Below are 17,604 nucleotides of genomic sequence, written 5' to 3' on the forward strand. Positions count from 1 at the left end.
GTGAAGGCCGCCACGGGCCTGGCGTTGGAAGGCAGCTACACACCGCCCAGGACGAACAGGACCAAACTGTCAGGTCGATGCGACGGGCGTCCAAGGCCGAACCACCAATACCTTTCCCTATCATTTATTTCCGCCCGAAAACCCAAAAAACCCTGCGCAAGCCGCTAGCACCAGCGCATAGCGGGCGGCGTGGGCCAGCACCGCCCCTTCCAGCCCGTAGCGCGGCAGCAGCACCGCCAGCAACCCGGCAAACACCGCCGCCGAGGCCGCCTGCACCGCGATGTAGGGCCCGGTGCGGGCCCGGGCCATGAGCTGGAAAATAAACAGCCAGCTCAGGAACTTGGCCCAGTCGCCCAGCAGCTGGGGCGCCAGCAGCGCCCGGGCCGCCAGCAGGCGCGGGGCAAACAGGAGCGGCAGCAGCCAGTCGCGGCACAGCCAAACCAGCCCCAGCCCGCCGGCCAGCAGCGGCGCCAGCAGAGCCAGCACGCTCCGCAGATAGCGGCGCGCGGCGCCGGACTGGGCCGCCAGCGCCGCCAGCCGGGGGTAGAACACGCTGCTCATCACTGCCCCGAATACCATGGTGTAGTTGTCGGACAACTTCGCCACGGCCTGCCACAGGTCGGTCGGGCCCGGCCCGAAGGTGCCCAGCAGGTAACCCCTTAGCGCATAGTCCACGGCTTTGCCGAAGAGCAGCGTGCTCACGGCCATCAGCAGGAACCGGCCCAGGCCGCGTAAGGCCACGCGGCTGACCGGCGCCCGCAGCCGCCAGCCTGCCAGCAGGCCGGCCCGCCCGGCCAGGTACCAGGCTGGCACCAGCGTCAGACCCTGGGCCAGCAGATAGGCCAGCAGCACCGTAGGCGACGGATAGCCCCACCACAAGGCCGCGGCCACGGCGGCCGTGCCCAGCGCCGCCAGCGCCGCCGACAGGCCGATGTAGGCGCGCAGGCGGCCGGCGGCCAGCAGCGCGGCGCTCAGCAGCCCCTGCCCGGTGAGCAGGGCAATGCCTGCCACGAACACCGCCAAACTGCCCCAGCTCCAGGGCAGCAGCCCTTTGGTGGCCAGCACTGCGGCCCCGGCCAGAAGCGCCGCCGCATTCAGCATGCAGGCGGCACCCAGCCAGGCGCGGTAGCGGGGGCTGCCCGGGCGTAGCGGCGCCAGGAATTTCACCACGCCCACGTGCACGCCGTCGTTGGGCAGCGTGGTGAGCAGGGCCATCAGGTTCTGGAACTGCGCCAGCAGTGTCATGCCTCCGGCTGGCGCGTAGAGCGCAAATAGCTTGTTCACAATCAACGAACCGGCTGCCCGGGCCGCCACCGCCACGCCCGTGCCCAGCGAGCCCCGCACAAACTGCCGAATGGCCGAGCGTGGAGCAGAATGGTTGGGCAAGACAGACATACGAGTGCAAAGAACGGCCAACTCCTCTCTACCCATCTTTCCCTTCATCCCCGCTCCTCCCATTACAGCTCCTTTTCCCAGCTCAGGCGTAGGCCGGCCACGCCGCCCAGGTGGCGCTTGAAACGCAGCAGTGAAGCATTGGGGCCGGTGTCGAGGGTGGAGGTGCCGAGGTCGAGCACGGCCAGGGCGCTGGCCCGCGCAAAGGCGTGCAGGCCCTCGTTCAGCATCACTACAGGGCTCAGGGCGTTGCAGCGCAGCGGGCTGGCGGGGTAAAAATTATACAGCGCCCGCTCGCTCACCCGAATGGCCACTGTGAGGGCCGCCCACTCACCATCGGGCTGGCGCACCGAAAACAAGAAATGCTCGCGCGGGAAAGCCTTAAACAGCTGCTGAACCCGCTCTAGGGGCAACGACAGCTCCTGTCTCCGCTCCTGCCGGCACGCCCGGATGAACTCGTAGGCCGCCGGCAGCAGAAAGGGCGGCTCCTGTTCGAAGCGCAGGCCGTGCCGGCGGCACTTGTGCAGACGGCGCCGTTCCGAGGGGTGCAGGTGGGTTTCGTAGTCGCGGGCGGGGTCGAGGTGGTAGTTCTGCTCGGCCAGGGCCACGCGGTAGCCGCGGTGGCGCAGGGTTTCGGCCAGGGTGGCCGCACCGGCGGGGTCGTAGGCGAAGGGATAGCCGCGCAGGGCCAGCCGGCGCAGGCCGCGCTGCCGGAGCTGGGCTTCCACCGCGCCCAGCAGCTGGTGCAGGGCCGGCCGGCCCAGCCCCGCCGCCAGCTGCACGGCCCCAAACGGCGCCTGCGCGGGGCTGTGGGCGGTGGCGGTGGCCTCATCCAGAGCCACGTGCAGCTGGGCCACGGTGCGGCCCGCGGCGGCATCTTCCAGGTAAAAGCTGAGCACCGGGCCGGCGTCGGCCTGCAGGCGCTGGTGCTCGGGCGTCAGGTACAGAAACGACTCAAACGCCAGCGGCAGCCGCGGGGCCGCGGGGCCGCTTTCGGCCATCCACACGGTCAGAGACGCAGGGGGCGGCAACGGTTCGGCTTCGGTGGCAATAATGGGTTCCGTCCTTTTCAAGCGTGGTGCGGGTGGCTGGGCGGGCAAAGTACGGCACGGAAAGGCGGTCGAAGGCATTCGGTGGGCGCCCGTTTTGCAGGGTTCAGCTTAGCCGGGCACATCTTCATCGGGCTGCCATGCGTAGGCTGCCACATTGCGTCTTTGCTTTCGCTTCTTTTTGCCGCACGCCTCATGAGTCCAAACAACTCGTCTTCCTCGTCAGCCGCGCCCAACCGCTCGCCCGCGCTGGGCGAGCAGCCCGGTACCGACTCCATCACCATCACCGACCGCGAGGCCACCCGGCAGGCGCGCTACCAGCAGGTGGGCCAGCGCCCGGGCACGCTCAACATCCGCGAGGGCGCGCTGAAGCCACGCCTCTTTCTGGTGTCGTATGACGATAACACCCTCACCGAGAACGAGTACACCGACCGCTACGATGAGCTGATTGACCAGCTGCACGCGCACCCCGAACTCAAGCACTGGATTGACGTGCGCGGCTACGGCGACCTGGCCCTCATCGAGCGCATGATGCAGGATTTCGGCCTCCATCCCCTGCAAATGGAGGACGTGCTCAACGACTACCAGCGGGCCAAAATCGAGGTTTTTGACGACCACCGCCTCTTCATGGTGTCGCGCATGACCGACTTCACGCCCCTGCTCGAAATCGACGACGACCAGCTCTCCATCTTCACCGGCCCGAACTACGTGCTCACGTTTCAGGACGATTACGACGACTGCCTCGACACGCTGCGGGCGCGCTTCCGGGCCAATTTCAGCACCCTGCGTCGCCACCCGGTGCTCTACCTGGCCTACGCCCTCACCGACGTGGTGCTCGACCACTACTACCCCACCATGGCCGCTATTGGCGACTATATCGAGGAGCTGGAGGAAGCTATTTTCGCCGACAAGCGCCCGCGCCGCTTGCTGGGCCGCATCCTGCGCATCAAGAAAGACGTGGTGCGCTTCCGCCGGCTGGTGTACCCCGAGCGGGATAAAATCGCGGAAATTCTGCGGCTGCCCGAGGAAATCATGCCCGAAACGCTGAAAATATTCTACCGCGACGCCTACGACCACGCCATTCAGGCCCTGGACCTGGCCGAAAGCTACCGCGACAACATCTCCTCCCTCACCGACCTCTACATGTCGGACCAGAGCAACCGCATGAACGAGGTGATGAAGGTGCTCACCATCATCAGCACCATTTTCATCCCCCTGAGCTTCGTGGTGGGCCTCTACGGCATGAATTTCCAGCGCCACGACGACCAGGGCCACCTGCTGCCCCACAACATGCCCGAGCTGTACCAGCCCTGGGGCTACCCCGTGGTGCTGGCCATCATGGCGCTGGTGGTGGGCACCCAGCTCTTCTACTTCTACCGAAAAGGCTGGCTGACAAACCGGTAAGTGGTGAGCAAAAAGAACGTCATGCTGAGCGTAGTCGAAGCATCTCGCTTGTGATAGCAACTCAATCGATTGGATTACTTCGGCACGCGAGATGCTTCGGCTACGCTCAGCATGACGTTGTTTTGCTCACTGTTTACCTCGCCAATACCGCCCGCACCTGCGCCACCCGCTCGGCCACGGTGCCCTCCACAAGCGTGAACGGGATACCGAAGTAATCCAGCTGCATCAGTATCATGCCGTGCTGGAAGCTGCGCAGGGCCTCGGGGCCGCGCCAGCCGTCCTGCTCGAAGGGCACGGTGGGCGCGCACACGAAGGTGTGGGCGTAGCGCTGCCCGCACACGGCCGCCATGGCTTGCAGGGCAGGGTCGCAGCGGTGGAAATAGTAGTAGGAATACAGCGCCGTGGTGGCCGCGTTGGTGTCGCAAAACAGCACGCCGCGAGCCTGCGCGGCGGCTTCGTCTTCCAGCTCGGCATGGCGACGGGCAATGTAGAGCAGGTCGTCGTAGTCGAGGTTGCCGTTTTTCTGCTCGTGCAGCGTGCGGCCGTATTCGGGCACCCACGCGGTGCCGCAGGCTTCGGCTAAAGCCGCGCACAGCGTCGACTTCCCACTGCTTTCCGCCCCCAGAAACACCACGCGCGGCACCGGCGCTGGCGGGCTAACGCCCAGCTGCGCCGCCACCAGCGGGTGCAGAAATTGCGCATAAGCCGCCGCGTTGTTCCGCACCCGCGTGCCGGAAACCGGCACGCGGGTGCGGGCTTCGTCCACGGCCACGTGCGCCACGCCGAGGTGTTCGGCAAAGCCCGGCCCGTAGGCCTCGCTGGTGAAAACCACATCAATCCGAATGCCTTGTCGCGCCAGCCATTGCCGCACAAATTCGCGCTGGGTGGTGTCGTCGGCCGCATCAGGCGGCACGCCATCGGCAGTGGCCGACAGCGCGAAAATGCGCAGCGGCGTGCGGCCAATGTGCGGCCCGGCGTGGCCGTCATCGCCCCGGTACAGCATCCGCAGCCAGTCGGCCCGCGTGGCCGCCGGGTGCGTCGGGGAGTCCGGGTTGGCATACACCAGCACCACCAGTTCCGCTACTTGGGCGGCCGTTTCGAGCAGCAGCTGATGGCCCCGGTGCGGTGGCCAGAACTTGCCGACCACCAGGCCGGTAGAGTAGGAATGGGACATAGGGTAGCGGGTCATTCGGATTAGAAGAACGTCATGCTGAGCGAAGTCGAAGCATCTTGCCCGTAGCAAGTAACTCAATCGTTAAAAGAGATATAAGATATAGTGGTGGCACGCGAGATGCTTCGACTTCGCTCAGCATGACGTTCTTCTAATCCACTAACGCACTCATCCACCAACCCGCAGCTCGGTGCGGCGCAGCTCGCGGCCCACAATGCGGACCAGTTGGAAGGTAGCCGTGGTGGCGTCGTAGGTCAGGCCCACGCCGGTGCCAGTGCTGGGCAGGGCCTCGCCGCCGAGCAGCCGGCCTTTGGCATCGTACAAGAAGACCTGCGCCGGACCGGGCTCCGTGACGGCCACCATGCGGCGGTTGTTGCCGAAATCGAAAAACTGCACTGCCTTGTCGCCCGATGTCACGAAGCGCTGGGTGAGCAGCGGCGCCGTTTGGTCGGGCAGGTATACGTCGAGCTGATTGCCGTCCTCCCGCGTCAGCACGAAGGAGCGGCCGCGCAGGTCGGGCACCAGGCGGAAGCGGGCGGTGCGGCTCCAAGTGGCAATGCGGCGGCGGCTGAGCACGTCGCCGCTCAGGTTGAAGCTCACCAGCTCGCCGTGCTGGTTCACCATGCTCAGGCGGGTGCGGGCTAGGGTGCTGCTGGCCTGCACCAGCACGTCGCCGGCCAGCCGCGCGCCCATGCTCAGGGGGAAGCCGGGCAGCAGCGTGCCCGTGCCATCGAAGGCATACACATAGCCGTTCTGCAGGGGCGCCACCACCACGTTGCGCCCACCCACGGCCAGCACCGCCGGCCGCCCGGCCAGCGGGAAATCGAGCCGCTTCGACTGCCAACCGGGGTACTGACGGCCTTTGGCATCGAGCAGCACCAGGGCGTTGCCGGCCGTCACGGCCAATAGGCGCGCCGGGGTGTCGGGGCCAGGCGCCGCGGCCAGGAGGCTGGCCACGCGCACGGTATCGGGCAGGTTCAGGGGGAAAGGCAGTACCTCGCCGCCGTCGTTGGCCAGCAGGTGCAGGCGTTGGCCGGCGCCCAGCAGCAGGCCGCCGGGCACACCGCCACCGGCCGGCAGCAGGCTGACGCCCACGGCCGGCCCGGCCAGGGTATCGGACCACAGCACGGCATTTTCGGCGCTCACGTAATGCAGCGTGTGCAGCGAATCCTGCACCACCACGGCCGGTACCCGCGTGCCCAGGGCGGGCAGCAAGGTGGGCGTGCCGGTCAGCTCATGCTTGAAGGCCAGCACCCGGCCGTTGGCCGTGGCACCGCCGGGCTGCATGGTGGCCGGCCCCAGGTTGGGCCGGTGCAGCAGCAGTTGGGTGAAGTACTGCGCGTCGGGCAGGGTTTCATTTTCGGGCGGGGCCAGTTGCAGCGCCATTTGTGGGAAGCGCTTGAACAGGGCTTCGTTGCGGAGCAAGCCAGCCCGACGGTCTTCGGTGAGTACGCCGAGCAGGGCGTTCCAGCTGTTGCGCGTATCGATGAAAATGCTCAGGCGGGCCCGGGGCAGGGTTTCCTGCAGAAAGGACACCTGGGCCGGGGTCTTAGCCCAGGTATTGGCGGCCACCACGTCGGCCAGGTAGCCATTTAGGGTTTGCTCATCGGACAGCACCAGGTAGTCATCCACCAATACCCCGGCGCTGGCCACGGCTTCCACGGCCGCCGGCCGCTCGGGGCTCAGCAGCGGCCCCAGCACCGAGGCCTCCGTGAAGCCGACGGGGTGAATCTGGTAGGGGCCCACCCGGGTGAAGGCCGGCGAATTACCCTGTAGCCGCCGCAGGCGGGCCAGCCAGTTGGCCGTGCGCGCCGGCACCGGACAGCGCACCATAGCTAGGCGCCCCGGCCGGCTGCCGGGCGTAGTGGTGGCCAGATAAGCCACCGCCATCTCGCCCCCAAACGTGGCCCGCAGGCTATCGAGCGCGCCGCTGATGCCCAGCGAATCGGTCGTCCCGCGCGGCGCGGCCGGCCAGGTGCGGCCCGGGTTGGCGGCCAGGTGTAGCAGCAGCGCCGTGCGCGTGCTCATGATACCGGTGAGGCCCAGGGGCTGGGCCGGCTGCCCCTGCAGGCGCTGTTGCAGGGCGCCTTTGGCCGTTTCGGGGTTGGAAAAACCTTGGAAAATCGACTCGCGGCCGGTCAGCTTCACACCCAGCAGGCCCTGCGAAACCAGCCCGGTGAGCTGGTCGAACTGCCCGTGCGCATCACGCCGAAACAGCACATCCAGAAACTGCGGTAGCCGCCGATAGTTGATTAATAACGAAGCATCTACCCCGCGCAGCTTCAACAAATCAGTTGAGTTAAATGCCGCCAGTACCGTGGGCGTATCGAGGTGCGCCAGCCGGCGCACGGCCGCCTCTACCAGGCTGGGGTTGGCGCTGATGAGGAGGTGGTTGCGGTAGTTGAGAATCGTGATGCTGAACTCGCTGCGCTGCTCGGTGAGGACGGTCAGCTCCTGGTCTTCGTAGTCGCGGGTGCTGAGGCGATAGCGAGCGTCGCGGCCCAGGGTTTCGAGCAGGCCGCGCACCTGCCGGTACTCGCTCACCTGCGTGAGCGGCACCTGGTAGAGCACGTCGAACTCGCCCGGGCCCGTGACGTGCAGCGAGGTGATGACCAGCTTGCGGCCCAGCAGGCTGAGCAGGCTGTTGCGCCGGGCGCTGCCGCCGTTCAGGCTATCGGCCAGGGCCAGGTGGCCGGCGGCCTGCTGGAAGTAGCGCACCGCCGTGAGGTTGTCCCAGAGCTCAGTTTCCTGCAGGTGGCGCACCAGAGCGGGGTGGTCGTGGGTGCTGAGCACCAGCACGGCATCGTCGGGCACCAGGGCGTAGGGGTCGACGGGCACGGCCGCCAGCGTGCGGCGGTAGTACACGAACGTGGCCAGCGCCAGCAGCAAAACGAGGGCCGTGAGAAGCGCCAGAAGCTTTCGGGACATGCGGAAGGAAGCGGATGACGGGCGACGAAAGTACGGCGACGGGCGCGGCCTTCCATCAAAAGCCGGTGTATCTTTCGGTTCAATCCCAAGCCCCGCAACTGGTTATGAAGCACCGGCGTCGAAATTCTGAAGGCCCGCCCCGGCCGCGGGGCCGTGCGCTACTACCACTGCTCGGGCTGCTGGCTTTGCCGGCCTGCTTCCAGTTGCGCGAGCCCGAACCCGCCGGCGCGGCCAGCGAGTGGATTCAGCCCACGCAGGTCGATATCCTGCTGAGCAACTTCATCACAGCGGTGCAGCACGTCAACGTGGCCAACTACGAGCGCACCTTCAGCGGGCCCACCTACCGCTTCGTGCCCGACCCCACCAGCGCCGGTTCCTCGCCTGGCCTCTTCGCCAACTGGAGCGTGCCCGAGGAAACCACCTACTTCAGCAGCCTGCGCCGCCGCACGGCTTCCACGGTCAATAACACCCTCACGCTCACCGACCGGCGCGACCAGCTTTACACCGCCGATTCAGTTGAAATATCGGCCCTTTACCAGCTAAAAATCACGCAGCAGGACACGGCCTTCCACGCCGGCACCCTGCAGGGCAACATCCGCCTCATCCTGCGCCGTCGCAACAACGAGTGGCGCATCGTGGCTTGGCGCGACCAGCGCACCACCCCCGGCCTGTGCTGGACCGATTTGAAGAAATATTTCAGCTCGCACTGAGGGAAGTCGTGGAGTTGGGGAGTTGGGAAAAGAACGTCATGTCGAGCGCAGCCGAGACATCTCGCGTGCCGAAGTAATCCAATCGATGAGAAAGATTAGTGTAGCACGCGGCATGTCTCGGCTGCGCTCGACATGACATTCTACTTGTTCGTCGGCTACCTATCAATTCTTCATTAGCCAACCCGTATATTTCGGCTCATGAAGCTTGGGCGCCCCTCATTTACTGCTTTGCTGCTGGCTGGCATCGTGCTGGTGCTGACGGTGCCCGCCTGCAACCCGTTTGCGCCGGCCCTCGATGAGGTGCCCACCGACCAGAATGCCCTGCTGGGCAACCCCGTGACGGTACGCGGTTTTTTCGACCGGTTCCGGGCGTCGTATCAGCTGCGTGACTCTACGCTCTACGGGCAGTTGCTCTCGCCCAAGTTCAAGTTTACCTACCGCGACTTCGCCGCCAACGTGGACCGGACCTGGACCCGCGACGTGGACGCCAATACCACCTACCGCCTTTTCCGGGCCGCCCGCTCCACCAATTTGCAGTGGACGCAGTACCTGCCCAGCTCCGACACCCTGTCATCGGACACACTGGCCAGCGTGGAACGGTCCTTCCTGCTCACCATCGAGCAGCGCGACGACCAGCGGTTTTCCGGCTCCGGCACCGCCCGGCTGGTGCTGGTGCGCAAAAACCGCAACGACCCCTGGCGCATGCGCAGCTGGTACGACCGCAGCGAGTTTTAGCCACTACGGGCGCTTGCGAAACACCAGAATAGTGCCGCAACCAGCACACAGGAAACTGGCTTTTTTGCCGTTGCCAACAAAGTCGTACGCGTCATTAAGGCGACCGTTGTAGCGAAATTCAACCGTCTGAATGTAGTGCATATCGGGCAGGCACTCGCTTTTCTTCAATGGGCCGAAGTTGGCCCGGACATCCACGGTATCGGTATCGGTCGCGCTGACGCGTATCAGAAAGACATTCCGTAAATCGCCCCCTCCCTCCGGCAGTGCACGGTAGTTGCCAAAACCACCTTCCCAAACCACTTGGCTGCCGATTTTGGTAATCCCATAGGGGTTGTTATTCAACCGTTTTAAGGTGTCAACCGGTGGACGACCAGGCCCGTCAAACCAGTCCGAATTGGTACGCTCATCGACCACCTGAAAGCGGAACGAGTTGGTGGGAAAGCCGTGGCCGCAGTTGACTTTCTCTTTGCTGCAGCCACTGGCTACCAAACCGCCGGCTATAAGGCCAATGCACGCCGCGTGAAAAGTACAGCCGGCAGGAAGAAGTCTTTTCATGATGCAATTGAAGCAAAGCGGTCGGAAGCTGGAGGCAGGCCCATCTCCTGCCAAAGTACGAATCACCGCACATTTCCCGGCACTCGCTCTATCTTCCCGGCTTCAACAACTGGCTTTATGACCGAACCGCAACCCGACCAGCCGCATTTTAAGCGCGCCATCAATCTTTTCGACGCCATTATGCTCGTCACGGGCAGCATGATTGGCTCGGGCATCTTCATCGTCTCGGCCGACATTGCCCGGCAGGTGGGCAGCGCGGGCTGGCTGCTGGTGGTGTGGCTGCTCACGGGCTTCATCACCATGGCCGGGGCCATCAGCTACGGCGAGCTGGCCAGCATGTTCCCCAAGGTGGGCGGGCAGTACGTGTACCTGCGCGAGGCCTTCGGGCGCCTCACCGCCTTTCTCTACGGCTGGACGCTGTTTCTCGTCATCCAGACCGGCGTGATTGCGGCCGTGGCCGTGGCCTTTGCCAAGTTCACCGGCGTGCTGCACCCGTGGTTCAGCGTCAAGAACATTCTGTTTGAAACCAACCTGGGCAGCTGGCACTTCACGTTCTCGTCGGTGCAGCTGCTGGCCATTTTGCTGATTATCGGCATCACGGCGCTCAACGCGCAGGGCGTGCGCACCGGCAAAATGATTCAGAACGTGCTGGGCAGCACCAAGCTGGTGGCCCTGGCACTGCTCATCATTTTCGGCCTGGCCCTGGGACTGAACCACGAAGCTATTCAGGCCAACTTTGCCGATATGTGGGCGGCCATGCGCTTTCCGGCCCCGGGCGTGAGCGCCGCGCCGCTGCCCATTGGCGGCAGCGCCCTCGTCATCGCCATTGGCATGGCCATGACGGGCTCGCTGTTTTCATCAGATTCGTGGAACAACATCGGCTTCGCGGGCGAGGAAATCCAGAACCCCGAGCGCACGCTGGTGCGCAGCATGGCCATCGGCACAGCCATCGTCACCGGGCTCTACATTCTCATCAACGTGGTGTACCTGCTGGTGCTGCCTCTGCACGGCTCGCCCGAGGCGGCCACCGTGGCCGGCCGCGGCATCCAGTACGCTACCGACGACCGGGTGGCTACCGCCGTAGCCGAATCGGTGCTCGGCCAGAACGGCGCTTACGTGATGGCCGTGCTCATCATGCTCAGCACCTTTGGCGCCAATAACGGCATCATTCTCAGCGGCGCCCGCGCCTACTTCGCCATGGCCAAAGACGGGCTGTTTTTCCCCGGCCTGGCCCGGCTGAACCACGCCAACGTGCCCGGCCGCGCCCTGTGGGCCCAGTGCTTCTGGGCCAGCCTGCTGTGCCTGAGCGGCAAATACGGCGACCTGCTCAACTACGTGATGTTCGCCGTGATTCTGTTCTACGTCGTCACCATCATCGGCATTTTCGTGCTGCGCCGCACCCGCCCCGACGCGCCCCGCCCCTACCGCGCCTGGGGCTTCCCGCTGGTGCCGGGCCTCTACGTTCTGCTGGCCAGCGCGTTCTGCATCATCCTGCTCATTGCCCCCGACACGGCCGAGTTTTCGCAGCGCGGCCTCATGCTCATGGCGCTGGGCCTGCCAGTGTACCTCCTGTTCGGCCGACGGTTTGGCAGCAAAGCGGGGTAGCGAATGGAGTGTAACATTAAAACGTCATGTCGAGCGCAGCCGAGACATCTCGCGTGCCGAAGTAATTCTCTTCTTCAACGATTGAGTTACTACCCCACGCGAGATGTCTCGGCTGCGCTCGACATGACGTTCTTTTTTTCCAAGGCCACTCAACCCAAAAAGGCCCCGAACTTCCTCAAAGTTCGGGGCCTTTCGCATTCAACTCAGCTTAGCCTAGCGGCGCTTTTTGGCTTTGGCACGGGGCGTGAGGGTCACGTTCACGGGCTGGGTGCCTCGGCTGTGCACCTCCTCGTCTTCGTAGCCGCCGTAGCCATACACGAGGGTGTTGTCGGCGCCGGCGGGCACTTCCATGGTGTAGTTGCCATTGGCATCGGTGCTGGTGCCTTTACTGCTGCCCTTGAGCAGCACCGTGGCGCCTACCAGGGGCTTGCCGTTTTCGTCCTCAATCTTGCCCGACATGGTGATGGCCGTCGGCGCGGCCGGGGCAGCCGCAGGCGCCGGGGCAGCGGCTTCGGGGGCGGCTTCGGGCGCGGCGGTGGGGGCAGCAGTTGGGGCGGCGTCCGTTGTGGAAGCGGGCGCGGCGGCGGCCGTAGCAGGGGCCGGGCGGGTTGTGATGTTCTTAGCGGCGGCTTTTGTTTCCTTTACATAAGCGGCTTCGTCATCGGCGGCAGGCGCAGCTTTAAGGCCGGCCGCGATACTGTCTTCAGCGGTGGGGGCGGTGGCCGTCACGGCCGCATCATCGAGCATGAAGGAGGGCGTAACGGACGCTAGGCCGGTGCCGTGGCCTTTCGGCAGGGCCACGTAGCCCACCACCAGCGCCAATATCACGCCCACCAGGATGTAAGTCAGGCGGTTACTGCCGCCGGAGGTCACATCCTCGTCCTGCGCGTCCAGGTTGGGGTTGTAGGGCTGCTCTTCGGGTTTGGGTAAATTTTCAGGATTCATCGGCAAGGGCATCAACGAAGTGGGTGGGAAAAGAAGTAAACGGTAAAGCCGGCAAATAGCGCAGCCTTAGATATGTGCGGCAAGTTAATGATTTAGCACAGTTCCGCGCATCAGATGGCCATTTTTTTGAATTATTCAAGGGTAATCCATTGGCTAACCAGCCACCCATCAAACAACAAAGGGCCGGCGCCCTCCCGCTCAGGAAGTGCGTCGGCCCCGCTTTGAGGACCGGGGCGTCGAACGCCGCCCAGGCTTAATCCGGGCTTATTCGTCGCTGATGCTTTCGCTATTGCCGGCGGGCTTGGCAGGGCCGCTGGGGGCTTTATCGCCAAATTCCTGGTCGCGGGTGCGCAGGTTGTGGTCCAGTTCGTAGCTGCCTTCGGCCTCGAAGCCGGGGCCCTGGGCCTGCTCGCCGGCGTTGGTGTGGTCGTTGCCGCCCTGGGGGCTGGTTTCCGAGCCGCCGATGTGCAGGTTGTCGAGCTGGTCTTTCTGGTTGTCGCGCTGGGTGTAGCCGTTGGCGCCGGTGTTGCGGGCGGCAGTGGGGTCGTTGCTGGCTTTGTTGTTGCTTTGGTCCTGCTGGTACTCTTTCTGTTTTTCGAGCTCTTCGTTTTTGGCGAAGTGCTTGTTTTCGGTGATGTCGGCGTTTTCGCCTTCGTTGGGATTGGTGCCGTCGCCGGAAATATTGTCGGGAATCATGGGCTGGAGGAGTTGGGGATGAAAAGTGTTTGGGCTTACGCAGGGCCCGCCATTCCGTTTCGGTTTGGGCGTTTCGGCCCCGTTTAGGCTACATTTGATTTCTGCCCCGGCATTTATCCTTTCCTTCATGCATCTGGTCATCATCGGCAACGGCATCACAGGCGTGACTTGCGCGCTCACCGTGCGGCGCCTGCGCCCCGAGGCCCGCATCACGCTGGTTTCGGCCGAAAGTGCCCACCATTATTCCCGCACGGCGCTGATGTACGTGTACATGGGCCACCTGCGCCTTCAGGACATCAAGCCCTACGAGGACTGGTTTTGGGCCGAAAACCGCTTGGCGCTGGTGCACGCCACCGCCACGGCCCTGAACACCGCCGAAAACCTGATTGTCCTCGACAACGGCACCACCCTCGCCTACAATCAATTACTCCTCGCCACCGGCTCCAAAAGCAAGCTACACGGCTGGCCCGGCCAGCACCTGGCCGGCGTGCAGGGCCTCTACAGCCTCCCCGACCTGGAGGCCATGACCCGCGACACCCCCGGCATCGCGCGCGGCGTGGTGGTGGGCGGCGGCCTCATCGGCGTGGAACTGGCCGAAATGCTGCACTCGCGCGGCATCGAGCCCGTGATGCTGGTGCGCGACGGCCGCTACTGGGCCTCCGTGCTGCCGCCCGAGGAGGCCAACCTGGTGGACCGCCAGTTTCAGGAAAACCGCGTCGAAGTGCGCTACCAGACAGAGCTGCGCGAGATTCTGGGCGATGCCCAGGGCCGCGTGCGGGCCGTAGTGACCACCAAAGGCGAAGAAATTGCCTGCCAGTGGGTGGGCCTAGCCACCGGCGTGGCCCCCAACCTGACGCTGGCCAAAACCTCCGCCGTGGAAACCGACCGGGGCATCCTGGTCGATAACTGTTTGCGCACCAGCGTGGCCAACGTGTACGCGGCCGGCGATTGCGCCCAGCACCGCCGGCCGGCCGCCGGCGAGGTGCCCATCGAGCAGCTTTGGTACACGGGCCGCATGCAGGGCGAAACCGTGGCGCACACCATTTGCGGCCAGCCCACGGCCTACCGGCGCGGCGTGTGGTTTAATTCGGCCAAGTTCTTCAACCTCGAATACCAGACCTACGGCCAAGCCCCGGCCGGCGCCACGCCCGGCCTGGAGAGCTTTTATTGGGAACATCCGGCAGCCAGCGTGGCGCTGCGCATCTATTTCCATGCCGCCACGCCGCACGCCGTGGTGGGCTTCAACGCCCTGGGCCTGCGCCTGCGCCAAGCCGTATGCGAGCAGTGGATTCGGCAGCAGGCGCCGGTGGCCACCGTGCTGGCCCAACTGGGTGCAGCTAATTTTGACCCCGAGTTTTTTCCGCAGCACGAAGCGGCTATTGTGGCGGCCTTCAATCGGCAGTTTCCGCAGCAGCCCGTGGTGCTGAAGCGCCGTAAAGGCCTTTTCTCGTTGAGGAATGAGGCGTGAGGAATGGAGAATTACTTCGCTTGATTCACCCCCGTCAATTCTTCATTCCTCACGCTTCATTCCTCAACTTCATAACGTGGATTTCTCCAAATTATACCGCCCCTCGGCCCTCAATAGCTTTCAGTTCATCGCCCTCACCGGCCTGCTGATGAGCGCCGGCGCGCATCTGATTCTGCACTTCTTCGTGGGCCGCACCCCGGCGGGTTTCAACTGGCTGTACGTGTGCTGGACAGCGCTTTACATTGCCGGCACGCTCCGCAACCTCTTCGGCAAGCCCAACGACAGCGGGCACCATCACCACCATTGAGTGCGCTTAGCACGTCATGTCGAGCGCATCCAAGGCATGTCGCGTGCCGCAGTAATCTACTCACTCGTAATAAATGAATTAGCGGCGACAGGGCATATGTCTCGGCTGCGCTCGACATGACACTCTTTTTCTGTTCCCCTATTCTGCCCCATGACGCCAACCCTCGCCACGCCTCCCCTGCCCGACACCTCAGCAGCTGAGAAACTCACGCTGGCCGTGGTGGCTGGGGGCTTGCTGGCCCTGCTGCTAGCCCTGGCCGATGCTGACCCCAGCCGCCAACGACTGTGGTTCTGGGCGGCGCTGGGCCTAGTCAGCGGCGGTGCCCTGGCTTGGAGCTGGCTAAAATTCGGCTCCCGCCCCGCCGGGGTGCAGCACGACAACCTCTGGCTGCGCGCCAGCACCAGTCGCGGCGCCGTGGCCTGGGTCACGGGCTTGGTGCTCACGGGCTTCTACGTGGTGCTGTACTGGTTCAGCGGCGATGACGGCCACGGCCATTTCGGCGTACTCAACAACCTTGTCCATCCGCTCGACGGATTCAGCCAGGCCCTGCGCGGCCGGCCGGCCGACCAATGGTTTCTCTATGGCACGTTCTACACGCTGGCCGTGCTCCTGATGGGCGGCCGGGCGCTGTGGAAGTACCGGCACTCGCGGTATCAGGTCATCCGCACGGCGTCGGTGATGTTTTTCCAGTTGGGCTTTGCGTTTTTGATTCCGGGCATCCTGCAGTTTTTTCAGCAGCCCGAGTTCTACTTCAGCTACTTCTGGCCGCTGAAATACGACTACCTATTTCCAAGCACCGTCACTTCATTGCTGAAAAACGGCGGACTGGGCGTGTTCATGGTGTTCTGGGGGGCAGTGATGTCGTTGGTGGCCACGCCGGTGCTGACGTATTTTTTTGGCAAGCGCTGGTACTGCTCGTGGGTGTGCGGCTGCGGCGGGCTGGCCGAAACCGCCGGCGACCCCTACCGCCACCTGTCCGACAAAAGCCGCGCTGCCTGGCGCTGGGAAGTCCGCCTGATTTACCCCATTCTGGGCCTCATCGTGGCCATTACGGCGCTGCTGTGGGTGCATTTTGCCACCGGCGGCACGCTGCTGGGCGAGGCCGGCACAGTGGCTGCCAAGTGGTACGGTTTTGCCATTGGTTCGGTGTTTTCGGGCGTTATCGGGGTGGGCTTTTACCCGATTCTGGGCTCGCGGGTGTGGTGCCGCTTCGGCTGCCCCATGGCGGCCTACCTGGGCATGCTGCAAAAACACTTCTCCCGCTTCCGCATCAGCACCAACGGCGGCCAGTGCATCTCCTGCGGCAACTGCTCCAACGTGTGCGAAATGGGCATCGACGTGCAGCAATACGCCCAGCGCGGCGCGCCCATCATCCGCGCCTCCTGCGTGGGCTGCGGGCTGTGCAGCACGGCCTGCCCCCGCGGCGTGCTCAACCTGGAGAACGGGCCGCGCGAAGGGCGCTATCAGGCCTCGCCGCTTATTCATGCCGATTCGTTGCGGATATTATCGTAGGTATTACCCGTTCTTCCCCGGTGCATTTATGAGAAATTTTTCTACCCGTTTCTTCCCATTTCGCCGTCGCTTCGCGTGCGAGTCGATGGGGAGCCTTGTGGCGACTTTCGGCTTGGCGGGCTGCATGACCGTGCCACCATCAAGCTCCTATCCGGGGCTTTATAGCACCACAACAGGCCTGCAAAATATTTCGCCGGAAATGAACCGGCGCAGTTCGGCCCTGCGCGATTACGAGGTTCTTACTTACCAGCCAGACCCTACCTGCAAAGACACTTCGCAAGTGGTCAAGGACATTTGGAGCACGCTGAAATCGGTGCCGCACGCCGCTCCCATCGGCATGCCCGGCTGCTTGCTGCTGACCAGGGATGGCCTGGGCATCGACGAGTCGGAAGTGCCCAACATTGAGTGGAAACGCTACCAGTTGCGGCTGGCGGCCCTAGGCCGAAGCATCGCGGCAACCCAGCCCGCGACGGCTTCCCTGCCGGTTCCCGATTATTTCACCAACACCTTTTACGATTTCTACCCCGTCGTTGGCCTCAGCTACGAGCAGGTTATGGCCTTCTGCCAATGGCGTGGCCAGGCCATTGAAGCGGCGCTCAACAGGAACAAGCCGGTCCTGTCCGACTCGAAGTCTCCGGCCTACGTCGCGGTTGAATGCCGTTTGCCAACCGAAGCGGAATGGGAGAAGGCGGCGTTAGCGGGCCGGGGCCTCCCCTACGGCAGCCGGTGCAGCGAAGCGCCCATCAGGGTGAATCCCAAAGCAGCGGCTTACCTGAAAGTGCGCTCCGGCAGCCCCGAATCGGTCGATAAGATTGAAGCTGATATCAAAGCCTACAACCAGCGCAAGCCGGTAAGGCCCTTCATTGTCTGTAATCAGCCCGAACCCTACTTTTTGCGGCAGGCCACCCCGGCCTACGTTTTCCAAACGCCTTCGAACGACTACCAGGTTTTTCACCTGTTGGGCAATGTCTCGGAGATGATGCAGGAACGGGGCATCACCAGAGGCGGCAACTTTCGCGACCCGTTGTCTGCCTGCACCGTGGCCGCCCGCGGGACTTACAACGGCCCGGCACCCACCATCGGCTTTCGTTGTGTGCTCCGCGCTACCCTTCCCAATCAGCGCTGAT

The 17,604-nt window shown here is 64.2% G+C and carries 15 protein-coding genes; 8 read left to right on the top strand and 7 right to left on the bottom strand.

Going from position 1 to position 17,604, the window contains the following annotated elements; translation table 11 throughout:
* Window positions 1-120: 120 nt before the first annotated feature.
* Together Q5H92_RS15085 and Q5H92_RS15090 are read right to left on the bottom strand one after the other, a co-directional pair.
* The gene (locus tag Q5H92_RS15085; protein ID WP_305012372.1) at window positions 121-1,395 is read right to left on the bottom strand and encodes an MATE family efflux transporter; all 1,275 of its coding nucleotides are present in this window, start codon (window positions 1,393-1,395) and stop codon (window positions 121-123) included.
* 62 nt (window positions 1,396-1,457) lie between these two features.
* Window positions 1,458-2,465: a hypothetical protein gene (locus tag Q5H92_RS15090; protein ID WP_305012373.1), complete on the bottom strand. Its 1,008-nt coding sequence runs from the start codon at window positions 2,463-2,465 to the stop codon at window positions 1,458-1,460.
* A 171-nt stretch (window positions 2,466-2,636) separates the two neighbouring features.
* Between Q5H92_RS15090 and corA the strand changes: the two genes are divergently transcribed.
* Window positions 2,637-3,845, top strand: a complete 1,209-nt coding sequence (corA, locus tag Q5H92_RS15095) for a magnesium/cobalt transporter CorA (RefSeq protein ID WP_305012374.1) — start codon at window positions 2,637-2,639, stop codon at window positions 3,843-3,845.
* A 133-nt stretch (window positions 3,846-3,978) separates the two neighbouring features.
* Here the strand turns inward: corA and Q5H92_RS15100 are convergent, their stop codons facing one another.
* Both Q5H92_RS15100 and Q5H92_RS15105 read right to left on the bottom strand, forming a co-directional pair.
* A complete protein-coding gene (locus Q5H92_RS15100) occupies window positions 3,979-5,019 on the bottom strand; it encodes an AAA family ATPase (RefSeq protein WP_305012375.1) in 1,041 nt (346 codons plus the stop codon).
* A 165-nt stretch (window positions 5,020-5,184) separates the two neighbouring features.
* The gene (locus Q5H92_RS15105) at window positions 5,185-7,944 is read right to left on the bottom strand and encodes a PQQ-binding-like beta-propeller repeat protein (RefSeq protein WP_305012376.1); all 2,760 of its coding nucleotides are present in this window, start codon (window positions 7,942-7,944) and stop codon (window positions 5,185-5,187) included.
* A gap of 185 nt (window positions 7,945-8,129) precedes the next feature.
* Here Q5H92_RS15105 and Q5H92_RS15110 point away from each other — a divergent pair, with 185 nt between their 5' ends.
* Complete coding sequence (locus Q5H92_RS15110) at window positions 8,130-8,654, top strand: hypothetical protein (protein ID WP_305012377.1); 525 nt, start codon at window positions 8,130-8,132, stop codon at window positions 8,652-8,654.
* Window positions 8,655-8,852: 198 nt separating this feature from the next.
* Window positions 8,853-9,389, top strand: a complete 537-nt coding sequence (locus Q5H92_RS15115) for a hypothetical protein (protein ID WP_305012378.1) — start codon at window positions 8,853-8,855, stop codon at window positions 9,387-9,389.
* A gap of 3 nt (window positions 9,390-9,392) precedes the next feature.
* Here Q5H92_RS15115 and Q5H92_RS15120 read toward each other — a convergent pair whose 3' ends face one another.
* Window positions 9,393-9,944 (bottom strand): hypothetical protein, encoded by a 552-nt coding sequence (locus tag Q5H92_RS15120; protein ID WP_305012379.1) that lies wholly within the window; start codon window positions 9,942-9,944, stop codon window positions 9,393-9,395.
* Between the two features lie 117 nt (window positions 9,945-10,061).
* On the opposite strand from Q5H92_RS15120, the gene Q5H92_RS15125 reads away from it, so the two are divergent.
* Window positions 10,062-11,549, top strand: a complete 1,488-nt coding sequence (locus Q5H92_RS15125; RefSeq protein ID WP_305012380.1) for an APC family permease — start codon at window positions 10,062-10,064, stop codon at window positions 11,547-11,549.
* 213 nt (window positions 11,550-11,762) lie between these two features.
* Here Q5H92_RS15125 and Q5H92_RS15130 read toward each other — a convergent pair whose 3' ends face one another.
* Together Q5H92_RS15130 and Q5H92_RS15135 are read right to left on the bottom strand one after the other, a co-directional pair.
* Entirely contained in the window at window positions 11,763-12,494 is a 732-nt protein-coding gene (locus tag Q5H92_RS15130) for a carboxypeptidase-like regulatory domain-containing protein (protein ID WP_305012381.1), read from the bottom strand.
* Window positions 12,495-12,758: 264 nt separating this feature from the next.
* Window positions 12,759-13,190 (bottom strand): hypothetical protein, encoded by a 432-nt coding sequence (locus Q5H92_RS15135; RefSeq protein WP_305012382.1) that lies wholly within the window; start codon window positions 13,188-13,190, stop codon window positions 12,759-12,761.
* Window positions 13,191-13,317: 127 nt separating this feature from the next.
* Between Q5H92_RS15135 and Q5H92_RS15140 the strand changes: the two genes are divergently transcribed.
* The 4 genes from Q5H92_RS15140 to Q5H92_RS15155 all read left to right on the top strand — a co-directional run bounded on the left by Q5H92_RS15140 (window position 13,318) and on the right by Q5H92_RS15155 (window position 17,603).
* Window positions 13,318-14,658, top strand: coding sequence for an NAD(P)/FAD-dependent oxidoreductase (locus Q5H92_RS15140; RefSeq protein WP_305012383.1), 1,341 nt, complete (start codon window positions 13,318-13,320; stop codon window positions 14,656-14,658).
* 76 nt (window positions 14,659-14,734) lie between these two features.
* Window positions 14,735-14,965 carry a hypothetical protein gene (locus Q5H92_RS15145; protein WP_305012385.1) on the top strand — a complete coding sequence of 77 codons (231 nt, stop codon included), beginning with the start codon at window positions 14,735-14,737 and terminating at the stop codon, window positions 14,963-14,965.
* Between the two features lie 150 nt (window positions 14,966-15,115).
* Entirely contained in the window at window positions 15,116-16,477 is a 1,362-nt protein-coding gene (locus Q5H92_RS15150; protein ID WP_305012386.1) for a 4Fe-4S binding protein, read from the top strand.
* On the top strand, window positions 16,449-17,603 hold the full coding sequence (locus Q5H92_RS15155) for a formylglycine-generating enzyme family protein (protein ID WP_305012387.1): 1,155 nt from the start codon (window positions 16,449-16,451) through the stop codon (window positions 17,601-17,603). The genes Q5H92_RS15150 and Q5H92_RS15155 overlap by 29 nt, the downstream gene beginning before the upstream one ends.
* Window position 17,604 lies beyond the last annotated feature (1 nt).

Source organism: Hymenobacter mellowenesis, assembly GCF_030581005.1.
Lineage (GTDB): Bacteria > Bacteroidota > Bacteroidia > Cytophagales > Hymenobacteraceae > Hymenobacter > Hymenobacter mellowenesis.